Origin of the sequence: Shewanella sp. NFH-SH190041, from assembly GCF_024363255.1 — a bacterium.
In the GTDB taxonomy this organism is placed as follows: domain Bacteria; phylum Pseudomonadota; class Gammaproteobacteria; order Enterobacterales; family Shewanellaceae; genus Shewanella.
This window is the reverse complement of record NZ_AP026070.1, coordinates 2336657-2351336: the sequence shown is the minus strand read 5'-3', so window position 1 is coordinate 2351336 and position 14680 is coordinate 2336657. Positions and strand designations below refer to the sequence as shown.

The window sequence follows — 14680 nt, the reverse complement described above, 5'->3', positions numbered from 1 at the left end:
TGTAAAAATAATTGATTTCAATGCTGCTGGCTGCTCATGCTGCATGGGTAGGGGTGGGGTAAATCTCTACAGGGTGACGCTAACTGACCGCCCGTCTAAGTCTATTTTTATGCGCGAGAAATAAGAAACTTTTTTTTGGATTTTTGGAGGCCAGTAAAATGTCGCTGGTTCGCGCTGCTGGTGCGGGTCGCAAGCCAGATACGGGTAACAGTGTTTCTGTGGTAAATGGCTCTGAATGCCTGCAAAAAGTCGAAATTCCACTGGGTTTACGTGATGAAACTGCGACTCGGGTGTGGGTTACACAATCACAGGTTTTAATTTCCCGGCAGCTACTCACTGAGGCTGACTTGCCGATCTTGCTTAGCTACTGCAACTCGTTTTCTTTATACCTACAAGCCGAGCAAGAAGTTTCTGAAGGTGGGCTTACTGTTTCCACAGCTGATGGCGGCCTGAAAAAGCATCCGGCCATTAACGCTAGACAAGACGCTTTATCATCACTTATTCGATGCGGCTCACTGCTCGGACTAGATCCGCTGAGTCGGACAAAAATATTTGGCTCTGGGAATAACAACTCTGAGCCTGAGAACAGCTTTAAGGACTACGTGTAATGCCTAAATTTTCATGCGTTGTCAGCGCTCATAAGTACGCCAGAGACGTGGTGTCCGGAAAAATTCCAGCATGCCATCACGTAATTAATGCCTGTAAACGGCACTTGTATGACCTTGAGCGATCTCAGGCTGACAAAACTTTCCCGTACTACTTTGATAAAGTGAGGGGTGAACGCGCTTGCACGTTTATGCAGCAGCTCGTTCACACAAAGGGGCAGTGGGCTAAGAAGCCGCTTAATGAGCGAAAAATCAAGCTGGAGCCATGGCAGAAATTCATACACGTTGTGCTTTATGGTTGGCTGCGAAGAAGTGATAAAACAAGGCGTTTTCGGCAGGCTTACATTGAAGTGCCTCGCAAAAATGGCAAGTCAATTATCGCCGCTGGTAACGGCCTTTATACCTTTTGTGCTGACGGTGAAGGTGCCCCTGAGGTTTACGCAGGCGCAACAACAGAGAAGCAGGCTCACGAGGTTTTCAAGCCTGCAAAGCTGATCGCCTCTGCACTTCCAATGCTGCGCTCTGCTTTTCATGTTGATGTATGTGCTAAGAAGCTGGTTAAGCCTGATGGGTCAGTTTTTGAGCCTGTTATCGGCAACCCTGGCGATGGTGCTAGCCCTCACTGTGCGATTGTGGATGAATATCATGAGCACGACAATCCTGATCTGTACGATACGATGCAGACCGGTATGGGGGCGCGTACCCAGCCGCTGATGTTTGTCATCACCACAGCAGGTAGTAATTTGGCTGGGCCATGCAAAGACCTGCACGATGATGTGATAAAGATCCTTGATGGTTCGATTACAGATGATGAAATCTTCGGGATTATTTACACCATTGATGAGGGTGACGACTGGACAGACCCAAAGGTTTTAGAGAAAGCCAACCCAAACATTGGGGTTTCAGTAGACAAAGGCTACCTGTTGAGCCAGCAGCTCCGAGCAATGCGAAGCCCCCGCTACGCCAGCATTTTTAAAACCAAGCATCTTGATGTTTGGGTTAACGCGTCTAGCGCCTTTTTCAACATGGAAGATTGGCGAAGCGCTGAGGATTTGTCGCTTAAAATTGATGACTTCGTTGGCGATCCGGCGTGGTTTGCGCTGGACTTGGCTTCAAAATTGGATATCTGCTCTTTTGTGCAGGTTTTCACTAGACGTGATGATAACGGACTACTCCATTACTACGTATTCAGTCGTCACTACTTGCCGGAAGAAACCATCTTCAACCCAGATCAGAAAAACACCGAGCTTTACAAAAAGTGGGTATCAACCCCGTGGGCCAACTCAGATGGCAGCGCTTTGAAGCCAACTGACGGGGCTGAAATTGACTTTGGCACCATTGGATATGAAGTTATCGATCTTGCTGATGGGCACTCAGTCCGGGAGGTGCCTCACGACCCTTGGAACGCCGCACAGCTTGCGCAGCAGCTTAATACTGAGGGGTTGCCGGTTGTAAAAATTCCACAGAATACCGCTCACTTGTCACCCGGCATGAAAGAGCTGGAAGCAGCATTAAAAGCCGGTCGATTGCACCACGATGGTAACCCGGTACTGACTTGGATGATGTCAAACGTTATCTCAAAGACCGATGCCAATGAAAACGAGTTTCCCCGCAAAGATAAGCCAGACCAAAAAATTGATGGTGCAGTCGCGCTGATCATGGGTGTTGGTCGAGCAATGTTGGATGAAGGTGATTGCTTCAATGCCTTGGCAGATTTTAACGAGGAAGATTTTGTATTGTGAAAACATTTATTAACTTGGTCGGCCTCGGCGGTTTTTCTGCGTTGTGCGCTGGCTGTTACTTACATTTTGGCTCAGGTACAGCATTAATGCTGGGTGGCTCGCTAAGCCTGCTGTTCGCCTTGGTAGCGGCTAAAAACTCAAGGGGCACATAATGTTTGAGATGTTATTTCGAAGTGCGCCCAGTGGTGAAAATCCGGCGGTGCCACTTTCAGAACTGGCAAGTGATTCATGGTTATGCACCGGGGCGGTAAGCGAAAATACCGCCCTTACTTTATCTGCCGTGTATGCGTGTATAGGTGTGCTTGGTCGCTCAATGGGGCAGCTCCCTTTGCATGTTATGCGTAAGGTTGATGGCGAGGTGGTGCGAGCGACAGATCACCCCGCTTATTACTTGCTGCATGATGAGCCGAATCAATGGCAAACATCATACAGCTGGCGCGAAACTTCGATGTTTCATCTCGGAGGGTGGGGGAATAGTTACTCATATATCAAGCGGAGTCGAAAAGGTGAAATCCGGTCTCTGGAGTTTCTGAAGCCTATTGAGGTGGCTCTGATGAAATCTAATTCTGGCCGGTATGTTTACCGTGTGACTAATGATGAGTTGGGGCAGGCTGGGATTAGTCCTTTCGACATGCTGCACATTAAGGCGATAGGTGCTGACTCTAAGATTGGCAAAAGCCCGATCACACAGTGTCGAGAGTCATTTGCTTTAGGTTTGGCTGCTCAGAATTATGGCAACCAATTCTTTGCTGGAGGTGGGCGCCCCACCGCAATTGTTAGTGCTAAATCAGCATTAAATAAGGATAGCTGGGGCATTTTAAAAGATGCTTGGAAATCAGCTAAAAACGCCCTTAAGCGTGATGACAACACCACCCTATTACTACCGACTGAGTTGGAATATAAATCTCTGACTATTCCCCCGGAAGATGCGCAGTTTCTTGATACCCGAAAATTCAACAGGTCAGAAATTGCCGGGATTTATAACGTCCCTGCGCACATGATTAACGATCTTGAGAAAGCTACTTTCAGCAATATCTCAGAGCAAGCCATTCAGTTTGTGCGGCACACGATGACGCCGTGGATCGTGAATTACGAGCAAGAGATAAACCGAAAGGTGTTTACCGAGGCTGAGCGCAAGGCGGGTTATTACGTCAAGTTCAATCTTAATGGACTGCTGCGTGGCACAGCTAAAGAACGCGCCGAGTTTTACACAAAAGGCATTCGTGATGGTTGGATGAGCCGCAACGAAGTTCGGGCACTCGAAGAAATGAATAGAGTTGATGGGTTGGATGATTTCATTCTGTCAGCAGACTTACAACCAAAACAGCCAGAGGCAGTTAATGAGTAAAGATAATCAGTTTTATTGCACTGGTGAAGTGCGGATGGAGACCCGAGAAGAAAATCAAGCTCCAGTTATTATCGGTTATGCCGCTAAGTTCGATACCCGCTCCAATAACTTAGGCGGCTTTGTTGAAGTCATCGCCAAGGGCGCTTTTGATGATGTGCTTGAGGATGATGTCCGAGCCTTGTTCAACCATGACCGCAACTTTGTTTTGGGGCGCGTTCCCGCTGGCACGTTGAAGCTGTCGGTCGACAATGTGGGGCTGCGCTATGAGATTACCCCGCCTGATACTCAAACGGTTAGAGACTTAGTTTTAGAGCCGCTTAAACGTGGTGATATTACCCAATCAAGCTTTGCTTTTAGATTGCCGAGTGATGGCTATCGTTGGGATGAGGGGGACGATGGTGTTTATGTTCGCACCATTACCCGAGTATCTAAATTGCTTGATGTGAGTCCAGTAACTTATCCAGCCTATAACGATACCGAGGCATCTGCCAGAGCCTTGAATGAAGCAAAAAAGGCACTGAAAACCGATTCAGAAGAACAGCGGCAACTTGCTGTTGCGCAAGAGCAGGCACACAGAGATCGCCTTTTAAAGACTCTGTAACCCCATAAATTTACATCAAATCTATCGGCCGCCATTAAGCGGCTTTTTTATTGGAGTTTTACCGCATGAAATACCATGAAATGCTGCAAAAGCGCGACACTATTGCCCGCCAAATGCGCGAATTGAACGATAAAGTGAAAGATGAAAAACGCTCTTTTGATGAAGCTGAAAACAAGCGCTGGGGAGATATGCTGATTGAGCATGATAATCTCGCTGCAAAGATTGAGCGTGAAGAACAGCTCCGCGCGATGGATGAAAAGTTTGCTCAGGATCATCAAGACGAGCAACGCAGTGATGGCGAGAGTTCTGTTGAGCAACGACAGGCGGAAGCCTTTACAACATACCTGCGCCACGGTTTTTCTGATTTGACTCCAGAGCAAAAGGCCGAAATCCGTGCATTAGGTACAGGTGCTGGTGCTTCTGGTGGTTTTACTGTGCCAGCCACATTTGTCGCCAAGGTAATTGAGTCAATGAAAGCCTTTGGCGGCATAGCTAATGTTTGCCAAGTGATTAACACTGCTAATGGTGCAGAAATGCAATGGGCTGTTTCAGATGGTCGTACTGAAATGGGTGAAATGCTTGCGGAAAACGCTGAAACAAGTAAGCAAGATCCTACCTTTACTCAAGCAACGCTTGGGGCTAAAAAGGGTAGCTCTAAAATCATCCTAGTTTCTAACGAAATGCTGCAAGACTCAGGCATTGATATTGATGCGTTTATTGCTCGTCGCATTGGTCAGCGTTTAGGTCGACTAGAAGCAAGTCAAATTGTGCAAGGTACTGGCGCTGGTAATAATGTAAACGGTTTAATCAAACAAGTTCAGCTATCGCACCAAGCTGCTGCCGCTGCTGCCGTAGCTTATGAGGATTTGATTGAGCTTAAACACGCCGTTGATCCAGCTTATCGCATGGGTGAAGGTTGCCGTTTTGCTTTCAATGATGCCACTTTAAAAGGCATGAAGTTAATGAAAGATGGTCAAGGCCGTCCATTGTGGCTTCCTGCTATCGCTGGTGTAGCCCCTGCTACCATTGATGGTGATCAGTATGTCATTGACCAAGCTTTGGATGCTGCGGCAACGGGCAAAACCTCAGTGTTATATGGTGACTTTATGAACGTGATTTTACGTCGAGTTACCTATCAGCAATTACGCCGCTTAACTGAGCGTTATGCTGAATTCGACCAAATGGGATTTATCGGCTTCCATCGTTTTGATGTGCTGCTTGAAGATTTGGCCGCTGTAGCAAAACTTACTCACGCTTAATTGGTTTGCAAGGGTGCTATTTAGCGCCCTTTTTATTGGAGTAAGTTATGGCTAAAAAGCAAAAAGAAAAGATTGAACAAGCAGAGCAATCAGAAGTTACCCGTGATGCAAAGGTGACTTTGTTAACCGCTTTGGCTGATTCAGAGTTAAACAAGCGGTTTGCTTGTGGAGATGAGTATCCTTGTGATGCAGAAACCGCAACTCGATTAATTGAGCGAGGCATGGCTAAAGAGGCTAAGTGATGCTTGATTTAGCAAATATTAAGTTACAGCTAAATATTGAAGTTGATGATACTAGCGAGGATAGCTTATTAACTGGTTATCTATCTGCCGCAAAGCGTTTAGCTGCTAACAGAGTTAACCGTCATATTTACTGGTCAGAATCAGAAAAGCCAAGTGATTCAACTTTAATCCCTGAGAATGCAATTGATGCTACAGAGGATATTTGTTTATCAGTGCTGCTTTTGATTGGTCATTTCTATACAAATAGAGAGGCTAGCAGTGAAGTCACTCTTAAAAATATTCCGCTCGGTGTTTCTGCATTGCTAGAGCCTTATCAAATTATAAATCTGTGAGGTGATATGAGAGCAGGAAAGCTAAACATTCCAGCAATCCATTATCAAATGCACAAAGGCCAATCTCCATCTGGCGCAATCAAAAACCAACTTAAAAAGCTGCGTTCTATCAAGATTGGCTTAGATGATAAGCGCAGTGATCAAATGGGCAATACTGACGCTGGCGATAGAAAGCAGGGCTTAAACGAGTACCACCTGCTTGCCCGTCATCATCCGAAACACCGCTTTAGGCTTGGTGATTACCTTGAAATTCGAGGTGAGTTCCTGAAAGTCACCGCGGTTGATGATCTAGACAGGCGGCAGCCCGTGAAGGTTGAAGCTGCTTACAATCCAGCGGAAAAGCTGCCAAAGGTGTCGCCGTGATTGAAAAAATCGAAGTAACCGGGCTGTCAGCGTTGGAAGATATGCTCAATGAATTAGCTTTTAAGGATGCAAAGCGTGTACTCGGAAAGGCTGCTCGTGAGGCAATGATACCAGTCCAACTAAGTGTCGCCTTAAACGCTGGTTATGACGCTGATAATCCTGATGATCACATGCGTGAAAACGTCAAGATGAATACAAAATACGGTAGCAAGGGCGAGGGGCGGGACACTGCTGTTACTATCCGGGTTGGCTTTAACAAAATTCACGCTCAAAAGGCTATCGCCCAAGAGTTTGGTACTGAGAAGCAGCAAGCTGACCCATTTATGCGGCCAGCACTCTACAACCACCGCGAATCTGCGGTGCAGAAGTTCAAAGACACGCTGTCCGAGCAGATCGGTAAAACCCAGCGCAAGTACGCCCGCCAAGCCGCAAAAGGTAAATAGCCATGAGTCAAATACGCAATCCTGCCATCACTTTGGAGGCTGGGATAAGGGGCCATTTGTCTGAAAAAAGCGGCTTGAGTGCATGGTGGTTTCAGCGTCCAGAGGATGAAGAAAACTGTTTTGTATTTCGCAGGATAAGCAATGGCTTTGTTAATGGTGGTTTACGCAAGACAGGGATTAACAGTGATATTTACTCGATAACCCTTTATCACACGGATCCAGATGAGGCTTTGGCTTTGATTAATTCAATTACCTATGAGCTTGATGATTTTGGCGGCTTATTAGGTGGCTACCCAGTCCAACTTATAGAAAGCAATGGCGGTTTCGACCAAATCCTCAAAGGCGAGGAAGGCGAAGCCCAGTACCAGTTTAACCGTGATTTTCGAATTTATTACTAACTGAGAGGTTATGAATGTCTGCAATTAAGGATCCATCTGAATACGCCAAGCTGCCCAAGGGTACTCGGTTTTTGTGGGGGGCGGTAACCGCTGCAACTGATGCGCTGAAGCTGCTCAAAGACGCTGATGCAGTGGGTGCCACTGGTAAAAAATCAAGCTTTGTTGAGTGCACCCGCTTGATTGATACCTCTAAGAAGTTCATGGCTGATATGTCAGAAGGGCCAGATAAAGAATTTGTGTTCCTTGATGATCCAACTGACACGGATTTAGTAGCTTTTCTTGCTGCCGCTGACAACGATGAAACCGTGAAAGTTCGCATTGAATTTCCTAACGGTCGCTGGGCGGACATGACTATTGCCCTGGCTGGCTGGGAAATGCAGGAGCTTGAAAAAGGTTCTCCGATGAAAGTCGTTGTCTCTGGCAAGCAAAATGATATTGCTCGCGGCTATACCGCCCCATCAGTTTAGTAGGTACTTATGAAAGACTTAAAATCCCGGCTGCTGTCAGCCAAAAAGCGCACCCCCGTAAAAGTCCATGTTTTCGGTGATGACTTTGAGGCTGTCTGCTCACCAGCGGCAAAAATTGCTGAATACAACAAACAAGTTGAAAATGCTGATTCGGATGAAATTCTAGATTTGGCCGCTCAGTTTGTACTTGATTCTTTGCTCGAAGAAGATGGCAGTGTTGCCGCCGCAAGCGTTACGCCTCAAGAGTTAAAGGACGTTTATTCATACGCTGAGATCTTCGCGGCATTTCAGACCATTACTGCAATCAACACAGATGTTGATGCAGCAAAAAACGCTTAACCGCCTCGCCAATACTAAGCCTCTGCTTTGAACTCGGAGAGAGGCTTGGTATCGCAGATCCTCGCATTCTTTATTATGACTCTGACCTAGAGCTGTTAACGCTTTGGGCGGCTCACTTTAATTTGAAATATGAGGACGGCGAGGCGGGTAACCACATGACCGACACTGCTGATGATGATTATCAAACCAGTGCGTGTGAACGGTTATTGATGATGTGATGGAGTTGTTATGGCTGACGTTGCTCGGCTTACAGTGGCGCTTCGGGCTAATTCGGCTCAGTTTGTTTCTGATTTACAGCAGTCTAAGAAGGTTGCGAAAAACTGGACAAAAGATGTTGCCTCCAGCTTTGCTTCAATGGCAAAAACCACGGGTGTCGCCGCTGGCGCAGCAACTGCTGCAGTCGCCGGTGTCGGATTCGCCGTAAAAGCCAGTCTCGATAGTATTGATGAAATGACTCGGACTGCGGCCAATCTGTCTATCCCGGTTCAGAAGTTCGGCGATCTGGCTTATGCGGCAAAACTGTCCGGTGTCAGCATGGATCAGCTTGCTGACGTGATGAAGGATGTTTCAGTTCGAATTCAAGACACCGCAAACAACGGTACCAGTGGTCCCCTGATTGATTTCTTCAACTTAATAAACCAGAAAGCTAGTGACTGGGCAAACCTACGGCCAGATGAGCAGTTCCGGAAATTCGTTGCCGAGATCAATAAAATGGACGCCAACCAAGCGCGGTTTATGCTTGATGAGGTTAACGAATCTGCCGCTCAGATGTTCAACACTCTGTATGGTTCTGATGCTGCGTTCAGCAAGTTTGTGTCGGAAGCAGAGCGCGCTGGGCTATCTATTGATCAGAATATGGCTCGCAACGCGCAGCTTGCTCGGGTTGAGTTTGACAGGTTGTTTGCAATTGCTAGCAGCACTTGGCAAAACGTAGTCGCCAGTTCAGCCCCTGCAATTGAGTACGTGCTTGACGGCTTGAATAGTTGGCTAATCACTACAGCCAAGGCTAATGGCGGTTTTCAGAATCTCGGCAAAGCTTTATCAGCCTCGATGCTTGAGGCTACACGTGGTGCGACTCACGCTTTTTTTGAGATGGTTGACTCCATTAAGGCTGAGATCCGTGAAATGGGGAGCGTGCTGGGGCGGGATTGGTTTCAAGTTGAAGACGCCGATATTCTTCGGTCAACGCTCAATGATATTAGCAAGGAAATGTCAGCAATAGAGCGGTCTGGCAGCTGGATTGATGGTAATGATGATGTGCCGGGATACTGGCAGATGTCGTCTGAGCAGTTGGCCAGATATCAGCAATTACAAGCGCGAACAGTTGAAATTCAGAAGCAGCTTGCAGGTGAAACAGACCTGTCAGGGTTCGACTCAACTATTGACGCGCTAATCAGGAAAGTTACTGATTTTAAGCCGCCTAAAGTTGACCTTATTGGCGGGCAAATTACTCCGAAACCGGTGCCCGGTAAAAGCCCTATCCAAAAAGCCCAAGAGGACGCGGTTAAATCTTACCAAGACGCATCCCAAAAGATGTTGCAAGAGCAGCAGCGCCGTATTCAGCTGATGCAGGCCGGGGATAATCAAGCGTTACTGCAAGAGAAATTCAACTATGAGGATAGGGTTGGCTCTTTAGTTGAGTCCTATCAAAAAGCCTATGACGCCTCGATCGCGGACAAAGAAGCCCAAAAGGCGCTGCAGGTTCAGTATTATGCCGATTTGCAGCAGTTGTCAGCCGACAACCAAGAGCAGATAACGGCTATTGAAGCGGCCGGACTTGATAAGCGTAAGGCGTATCAGTCGCAGATTGCCGCCGACTTACTGACATTTACGCAGCAGCAGATGTCGATCACTACCAGCGCGCTGGCTGATGCGGGTAAGGAACATACCGGCATTTACAAACTGATGCTTGCAACTCAAAAAGCAGCGGCTATTCCATCGATGATCATATCCACCGAAGATGCGGCAACCAAGGCGCTGACGCTTGGACCCGTCGCCGGCCCCATCGCATCATCCGCTGTCAGGGCGCTAGGGTATGCGTCGGTCGGCATTGTTGCTGGGCAGGCCATTGGTGGTATGGCTCACTCCGGCATTGACGAAGTGCCGCGTGAAGGTACCTGGCTTCTTGATAAGGGTGAGCGTGTTTACACAAATGATTCGGTTAGAAAGCTGGATCAGATGTATGGAATGCTGGCGAATGGTCGAAGTGGTGGTGATAGTTCACAACCTTGGGTAATCAATATCTACGATGCCCCACAAGGCACCCGGGCAGAGGTTGATGACGAGAAAAAAGTGATTGCAATCATGATGAGTGATGCCACCTCTGGTGGTCAGTATATGTCCTATATCTCGCAAAAACTCGGTGTGAAAGCCGGAGGGTATAAGTAATGGCCGAAAAAGCTACTGCCGAGCAGATTGCTGCGCTCAACCCAAACATCTTGCAGTACCCATGTAGTTACTTTGGCAACGGGGTTTTGCCCGAACCCAACATCAATGGCTACAAATATCGGCACCAGCGCACTGTTGTTAGGTCACAGATGGATCTTGGCTTAACGACTATGCGCCGCCGCTGTCGCACTGCGCCGATTAATGTGCCGCTGGTATTCACGTTCTCCGGCGAGCAGAAAGAGGTGTTTGAGTCATGGGTATTCAATGAGTTGGATGCGGGCGTTGAATGGTTTTATTGCCCCCTACTGACAGGTGATTACCGATTGGAAATCCACAAGGTCAGGTTTACCAAAACGCCCGGGGAAGATTCTGACTTTGAGCTGATCAGCTTCCGCCCTGAACCGCATGGTAGGGGGCGTATGACAATGTGGAAGCTAACCGCAGAGGTACAGGCTTTCAGAGCCAACAAACTTGAGAAATACAATGCCCTGCTGTTATCTACTGTGCCGCTTACCGGGCTTGAAAAAGCGGCTGCCATTGCGTTTGATGGGGTCAACAAAAAATGATTCTATCAACTCTTGAATATAGGCACCCAGGGCTACCCGGGGGCTGCTTTAGATATGTGCGGGATAACGTTGATCTGAGGGCTGGTTTAGAAACTGGTCAAGTAGTTTGGTTTACTGCTGGCCAGTTTGAGTTTCAGCTCCCCGATAAGAACATGAAAGGGCAGGAGGCTCTAAAAGTTGCTGCACCTAATACCGATCAGACGTTGATCAAGGCAATCGAGTCAGTCAAGCGGCACGAGCCTGTTATCCCAATAGATTGCATCTATCGGGAGTACGACACTGATGACTTGAGCCAACCAAGGAACAAGCCTATCAAGCTGACAACTACATCGATCAGCGTTAACACATCAGTTATCAGTTTGACTAATAGCTGGCGTGACTTAACTAACCGCAGATTCCTGCGGCGGCTATATACAACAGAGACCCACCCCGGGCTGAAATATATCTAATGATCACACATTTTCTATCACTGCCGGATGATCACTATCCGGCGGGCGGCTGCGCCATGCTTGCGCGTGATGCTTGGCAAATGCTGTACTGCATTAGTGACTTACCACTGTACATCGATCAGTTTGTCACTGTGTCGAAAGCCAGTGGTCTAATGAGTAGTCATCAGCAAAGCTTGATGCAGCAGATTGAGCAGCCAGAGCACGGCTGCTTAATAACTGGAGTACAGGGCACTCATTGGCATTGTGGCATTTACTCAACCGAGCAGGTGCCGGGATACATCATCCATGCGGTTGGCGGAAAAGTGAAGATTGAGCCGTTGCATAAATTTAAGCAGCGTTTTGATAGCGTGGAGTTTTATAAATGCCTACGATAATCCATTTCAATCACCCAACGCAAAAGAATGGTTGCACCATTTTATCTATCAAGACCGGTGAAAACCTCAAGAATTGGGTTGCTCGGGAACTTCCGGCGGTCGGCACTCTGGTTGTCGCCGTAAATTTTGATGAACTGATAGATCTTGATTATGTTGTCAAAGAGCATGACGTGATCAGTTTACGCCCCCGGCTTGGTGAGCTTGGCACTATAGCTCTGGTTGCTGCACTTGTGTTATCTGGCGCGTCAATTGTTTACACATTGATGAACATGCCTGATGACACGAATCATGACACTAAACAGGCATCCAGCGTCTACAACTACAACGCACAGGGCAATCAACCCAAGCTTGGCAACCCAGTGCCTGTTTGCTATGGCCGCATGCCGCACTACCCTGACATCATTACGCCAAGTTGGTGGGAGTATGTCGATAACGAGCAGTATGTTTACCAAATTTTCAGCAAGGGTGTTGGCCGATTCCTAATCCATGATCACTACATCGGTGAGACAAAGCTTGGCATTCATAACCCGGATATCGAATGCAAGGTATACGAGCCGGGGCAGCCGGTTGATCACTTCCCGCATATCGTATGGACATCAAAAGAGGTCGGCGGTACAGACGGTAAGGGCGGTCTTGAACTGGACGGTGCAACGGGTGGCTGGGAATCCACTGTTGACGCTCAAAAAGCCGTGTTTGCCGGTACGAAAGTGGATTTATATAAGGTTCAGAGTTCAAGCTATGGCGGCACCCATGAGACTCGGGTTGGCTGGCCGTGGCCTGCCGGTAGGCATGTTGTGATCACTAACTCAAGTAAGCCGAGCCTGATTTTTGAGGGCAATATCTCGTTTTACGACATGGGGGACGATGGCTCGCTAATCAATCCTGATGATCTGCCAGACCAGATTGAGTCTGCCACGGGCTGGGGTTTTGCCAAGGTTGGCATGCGGATAATCATTGATAAAGCGGGGGTTAACTCTGGTACTTACCGCATTAAGAAAATCCTCGGCCACCGCATTGAGGTAACCAACGAGACTGGCCACGACGTTACAAGCTTCACACCAATGGCTGGGGTCTTTGTGCGAATTTCGGAAGCTATCGGTAATGACGGCGTATATGTCTGTAAAGATGATAGCGGTGCGTTGGCGCTGGTTGACTCTGACACACTTGGTGAGGTTGAAGGGTGGCCGGGGTTTATCGGTATGTCATCTGATACCGCCGTTTTTACGTTGTACGAGCGGGATGTTGAAAGTCGGTGGGTAGGCGACTTCCTTGCTGCGCCGCTGGATGCTGAGCCGCTTGATATTGGACTGGATTTTGTTTGGCCGAGAGGGTTGGGCGAGATGGATAAAAACGGCAACATCATCGGCCGGTCATCGGAATGGCAAGTACGGGTAAGGCTTGCTGACAGTGCGGAGCCATATAGGTATCACAATTTTGTACTGACTAAGGCTGATAATACGCCGCAGCGGGCAACGTACTGGCTATCAAAAGAGATGAACCTGCCCGCTGGTCGTTACGAGATTGGCTGCCGCCGGGTTACCCCTTTTACCGACTCAACCCGCATCTTTGATCAAGTTCAGTGGATGGGGCTTAAATCCCTCATTCAACGTGAATACACCAATCCGCACGAGACCATTATTACCCTGAAAATCAAGGCCACTAACGCCCTGAGCCAGCAAGCCAATCAGCAATATTGGTGTGATGCAACAAGGATTCTACCGGTGCGTCAGCATGATGGAACATTCAGAGAACAGGCTACCCGGTCTATTGCTGATGCTGTGATTGATGCTTGTCGAGATCAGGTGTATGGCGCCGGCCTAAATGATGAAGGCATAGATTTTGACACCCTGCCGGCCTATCGAGATAAGTGGCAACAGCGTGGCGATACCTGTGACGGCATCTTTGATTCGGCCACTGGATTCTGGGATGCGCTAGGTCAGATATTGCAAACTGGCCGCGCGTACCCACGCTTAGATTTTGGCAGTGTCAGTATGTGGCGGGATGAACCAAGGCAGGCACTATGCAAGCCGTATAGCCCAGTCAATATGCTGTCGGATAGCTTTAGTGCGGATATATCCCTAGTCGAGCAGGGCGATTACGATTCAGTGGAGGTTGAGTGGTTTAATCCAAAAAGCCGCAAGTCCGAGACTGTGCTGTGCAAATTGCCGGGGCATGATGGCTATAATCCCAAAAGCCTTAAACTCCGCTTTGTGACCAGCGAGAAGCAGGCTCGGGCGGAGGGCATGTTTGCTGCAGCTTGCCAAGCTTACCGCAGAACTAATATTGAGTTCTCAACGGATATTGATGGCTGGGAATCAAACTATGGTGACTTGGTGCCTGTTAGCCATGATGCCGTGTGTTGGGGGCAATCCGGGCAGATATTGGAATCTCAGGAGCTGCAAGGCTCACAATACCTGCGGGTAACGGGGTTGCTTGAGTGGGAGACAGGTAAAACCCATTACATCTTGTTTAACGACGGCAACGCCGGGGTACATGGGCCATACCGAGTGGAACGCACCCCCGAGCCTGACATCATCATCCTGCTTGATAAACCTGTTAAACCAATTTTCGAGGTTGGCGAGCGCGGCCAGAATCCCAGCCAATATATGTTTGGGCAGGCCGACAGAATGTACAAGCGCTGCATACTCCAGCAAGTCAAACAGAAAGGCGAGTACGAAGTGAGCTGTCAAGCAGTAGAAGATGACCCGCGTGTTGATGCCTACGCATAACTAACCCAATTAATCACAGCCCTCCACTTCGGAGG

The 14680-nt window shown here is 48.2% G+C and carries 18 protein-coding genes; all 18 read left to right on the top strand.

Annotated features, from left to right (window positions below):
- The first annotated feature begins 158 nt into the window (after nt 1-158).
- The 18 genes from NFHSH190041_RS10355 (at nt 159) to NFHSH190041_RS10275 (ending at nt 14645) form a co-directional block, all read left to right on the top strand.
- A complete protein-coding gene (locus tag NFHSH190041_RS10355) occupies nt 159-608 on the top strand; it encodes a phage terminase small subunit P27 family (RefSeq protein WP_261921785.1) in 450 nt (149 codons plus the stop codon).
- The gene (locus tag NFHSH190041_RS10350) at nt 608-2347 is read left to right on the top strand and encodes a terminase large subunit (RefSeq protein WP_261921784.1); all 1740 of its coding nucleotides are present in this window, start codon (nt 608-610) and stop codon (nt 2345-2347) included. Before NFHSH190041_RS10355 ends, NFHSH190041_RS10350 begins: the two co-directional genes overlap by 1 nt.
- Nucleotides 2344-2499: a hypothetical protein gene (locus NFHSH190041_RS10345; RefSeq protein ID WP_261921783.1), complete on the top strand. Its 156-nt coding sequence runs from the start codon at nt 2344-2346 to the stop codon at nt 2497-2499. The genes NFHSH190041_RS10350 and NFHSH190041_RS10345 overlap by 4 nt, the downstream gene beginning before the upstream one ends.
- On the top strand, nt 2499-3695 hold the full coding sequence (locus tag NFHSH190041_RS10340) for a phage portal protein (protein WP_261921782.1): 1197 nt from the start codon (nt 2499-2501) through the stop codon (nt 3693-3695). The genes NFHSH190041_RS10345 and NFHSH190041_RS10340 overlap by 1 nt, the downstream gene beginning before the upstream one ends.
- Nucleotides 3688-4296: an HK97 family phage prohead protease gene (locus NFHSH190041_RS10335; RefSeq protein ID WP_261921781.1), complete on the top strand. Its 609-nt coding sequence runs from the start codon at nt 3688-3690 to the stop codon at nt 4294-4296. The genes NFHSH190041_RS10340 and NFHSH190041_RS10335 overlap by 8 nt, the downstream gene beginning before the upstream one ends.
- 65 nt (nt 4297-4361) lie before the next feature.
- Entirely contained in the window at nt 4362-5555 is a 1194-nt protein-coding gene (locus tag NFHSH190041_RS10330; RefSeq protein WP_261921780.1) for a phage major capsid protein, read from the top strand.
- Nucleotides 5556-5602: 47 nt separating this feature from the next.
- The gene (locus tag NFHSH190041_RS10325) at nt 5603-5797 is read left to right on the top strand and encodes a hypothetical protein (protein WP_261921779.1); all 195 of its coding nucleotides are present in this window, start codon (nt 5603-5605) and stop codon (nt 5795-5797) included.
- Nucleotides 5797-6129, top strand: coding sequence for a head-tail connector protein (locus NFHSH190041_RS10320; RefSeq protein WP_261925090.1), 333 nt, complete (start codon nt 5797-5799; stop codon nt 6127-6129). The genes NFHSH190041_RS10325 and NFHSH190041_RS10320 overlap by 1 nt, the downstream gene beginning before the upstream one ends.
- Nucleotides 6130-6135: 6 nt before the next feature.
- Nucleotides 6136-6492 (top strand): hypothetical protein, encoded by a 357-nt coding sequence (locus NFHSH190041_RS10315; protein ID WP_261921778.1) that lies wholly within the window; start codon nt 6136-6138, stop codon nt 6490-6492.
- Entirely contained in the window at nt 6489-6935 is a 447-nt protein-coding gene (locus NFHSH190041_RS10310; RefSeq protein WP_261921777.1) for an HK97-gp10 family putative phage morphogenesis protein, read from the top strand. Before NFHSH190041_RS10315 ends, NFHSH190041_RS10310 begins: the two co-directional genes overlap by 4 nt.
- Nucleotides 6936-6937: 2 nt before the next feature.
- On the top strand, nt 6938-7333 hold the full coding sequence (locus NFHSH190041_RS10305; protein ID WP_261921776.1) for a hypothetical protein: 396 nt from the start codon (nt 6938-6940) through the stop codon (nt 7331-7333).
- A 14-nt stretch (nt 7334-7347) separates the two neighbouring features.
- Complete coding sequence (locus NFHSH190041_RS10300; protein ID WP_261921775.1) at nt 7348-7800, top strand: hypothetical protein; 453 nt, start codon at nt 7348-7350, stop codon at nt 7798-7800.
- A gap of 9 nt (nt 7801-7809) precedes the next feature.
- Nucleotides 7810-8139: a hypothetical protein gene (locus tag NFHSH190041_RS10295; RefSeq protein ID WP_261921774.1), complete on the top strand. Its 330-nt coding sequence runs from the start codon at nt 7810-7812 to the stop codon at nt 8137-8139.
- Nucleotides 8140-8367: 228 nt separating this feature from the next.
- The gene (locus NFHSH190041_RS10290; RefSeq protein ID WP_261921773.1) at nt 8368-10527 is read left to right on the top strand and encodes a hypothetical protein; all 2160 of its coding nucleotides are present in this window, start codon (nt 8368-8370) and stop codon (nt 10525-10527) included.
- Nucleotides 10527-11093, top strand: coding sequence for a hypothetical protein (locus tag NFHSH190041_RS10285; RefSeq protein WP_261921772.1), 567 nt, complete (start codon nt 10527-10529; stop codon nt 11091-11093). Before NFHSH190041_RS10290 ends, NFHSH190041_RS10285 begins: the two co-directional genes overlap by 1 nt.
- Nucleotides 11090-11542 (top strand): DUF1833 family protein, encoded by a 453-nt coding sequence (locus NFHSH190041_RS19755; RefSeq protein ID WP_410010825.1) that lies wholly within the window; start codon nt 11090-11092, stop codon nt 11540-11542. Before NFHSH190041_RS10285 ends, NFHSH190041_RS19755 begins: the two co-directional genes overlap by 4 nt.
- Nucleotides 11542-11916: a hypothetical protein gene (locus tag NFHSH190041_RS10280; RefSeq protein ID WP_261921771.1), complete on the top strand. Its 375-nt coding sequence runs from the start codon at nt 11542-11544 to the stop codon at nt 11914-11916. Before NFHSH190041_RS19755 ends, NFHSH190041_RS10280 begins: the two co-directional genes overlap by 1 nt.
- Complete coding sequence (locus tag NFHSH190041_RS10275) at nt 11904-14645, top strand: host specificity factor TipJ family phage tail protein (RefSeq protein WP_261921770.1); 2742 nt, start codon at nt 11904-11906, stop codon at nt 14643-14645. The genes NFHSH190041_RS10280 and NFHSH190041_RS10275 overlap by 13 nt, the downstream gene beginning before the upstream one ends.
- Nucleotides 14646-14680: the final 35 nt, after the last annotated feature.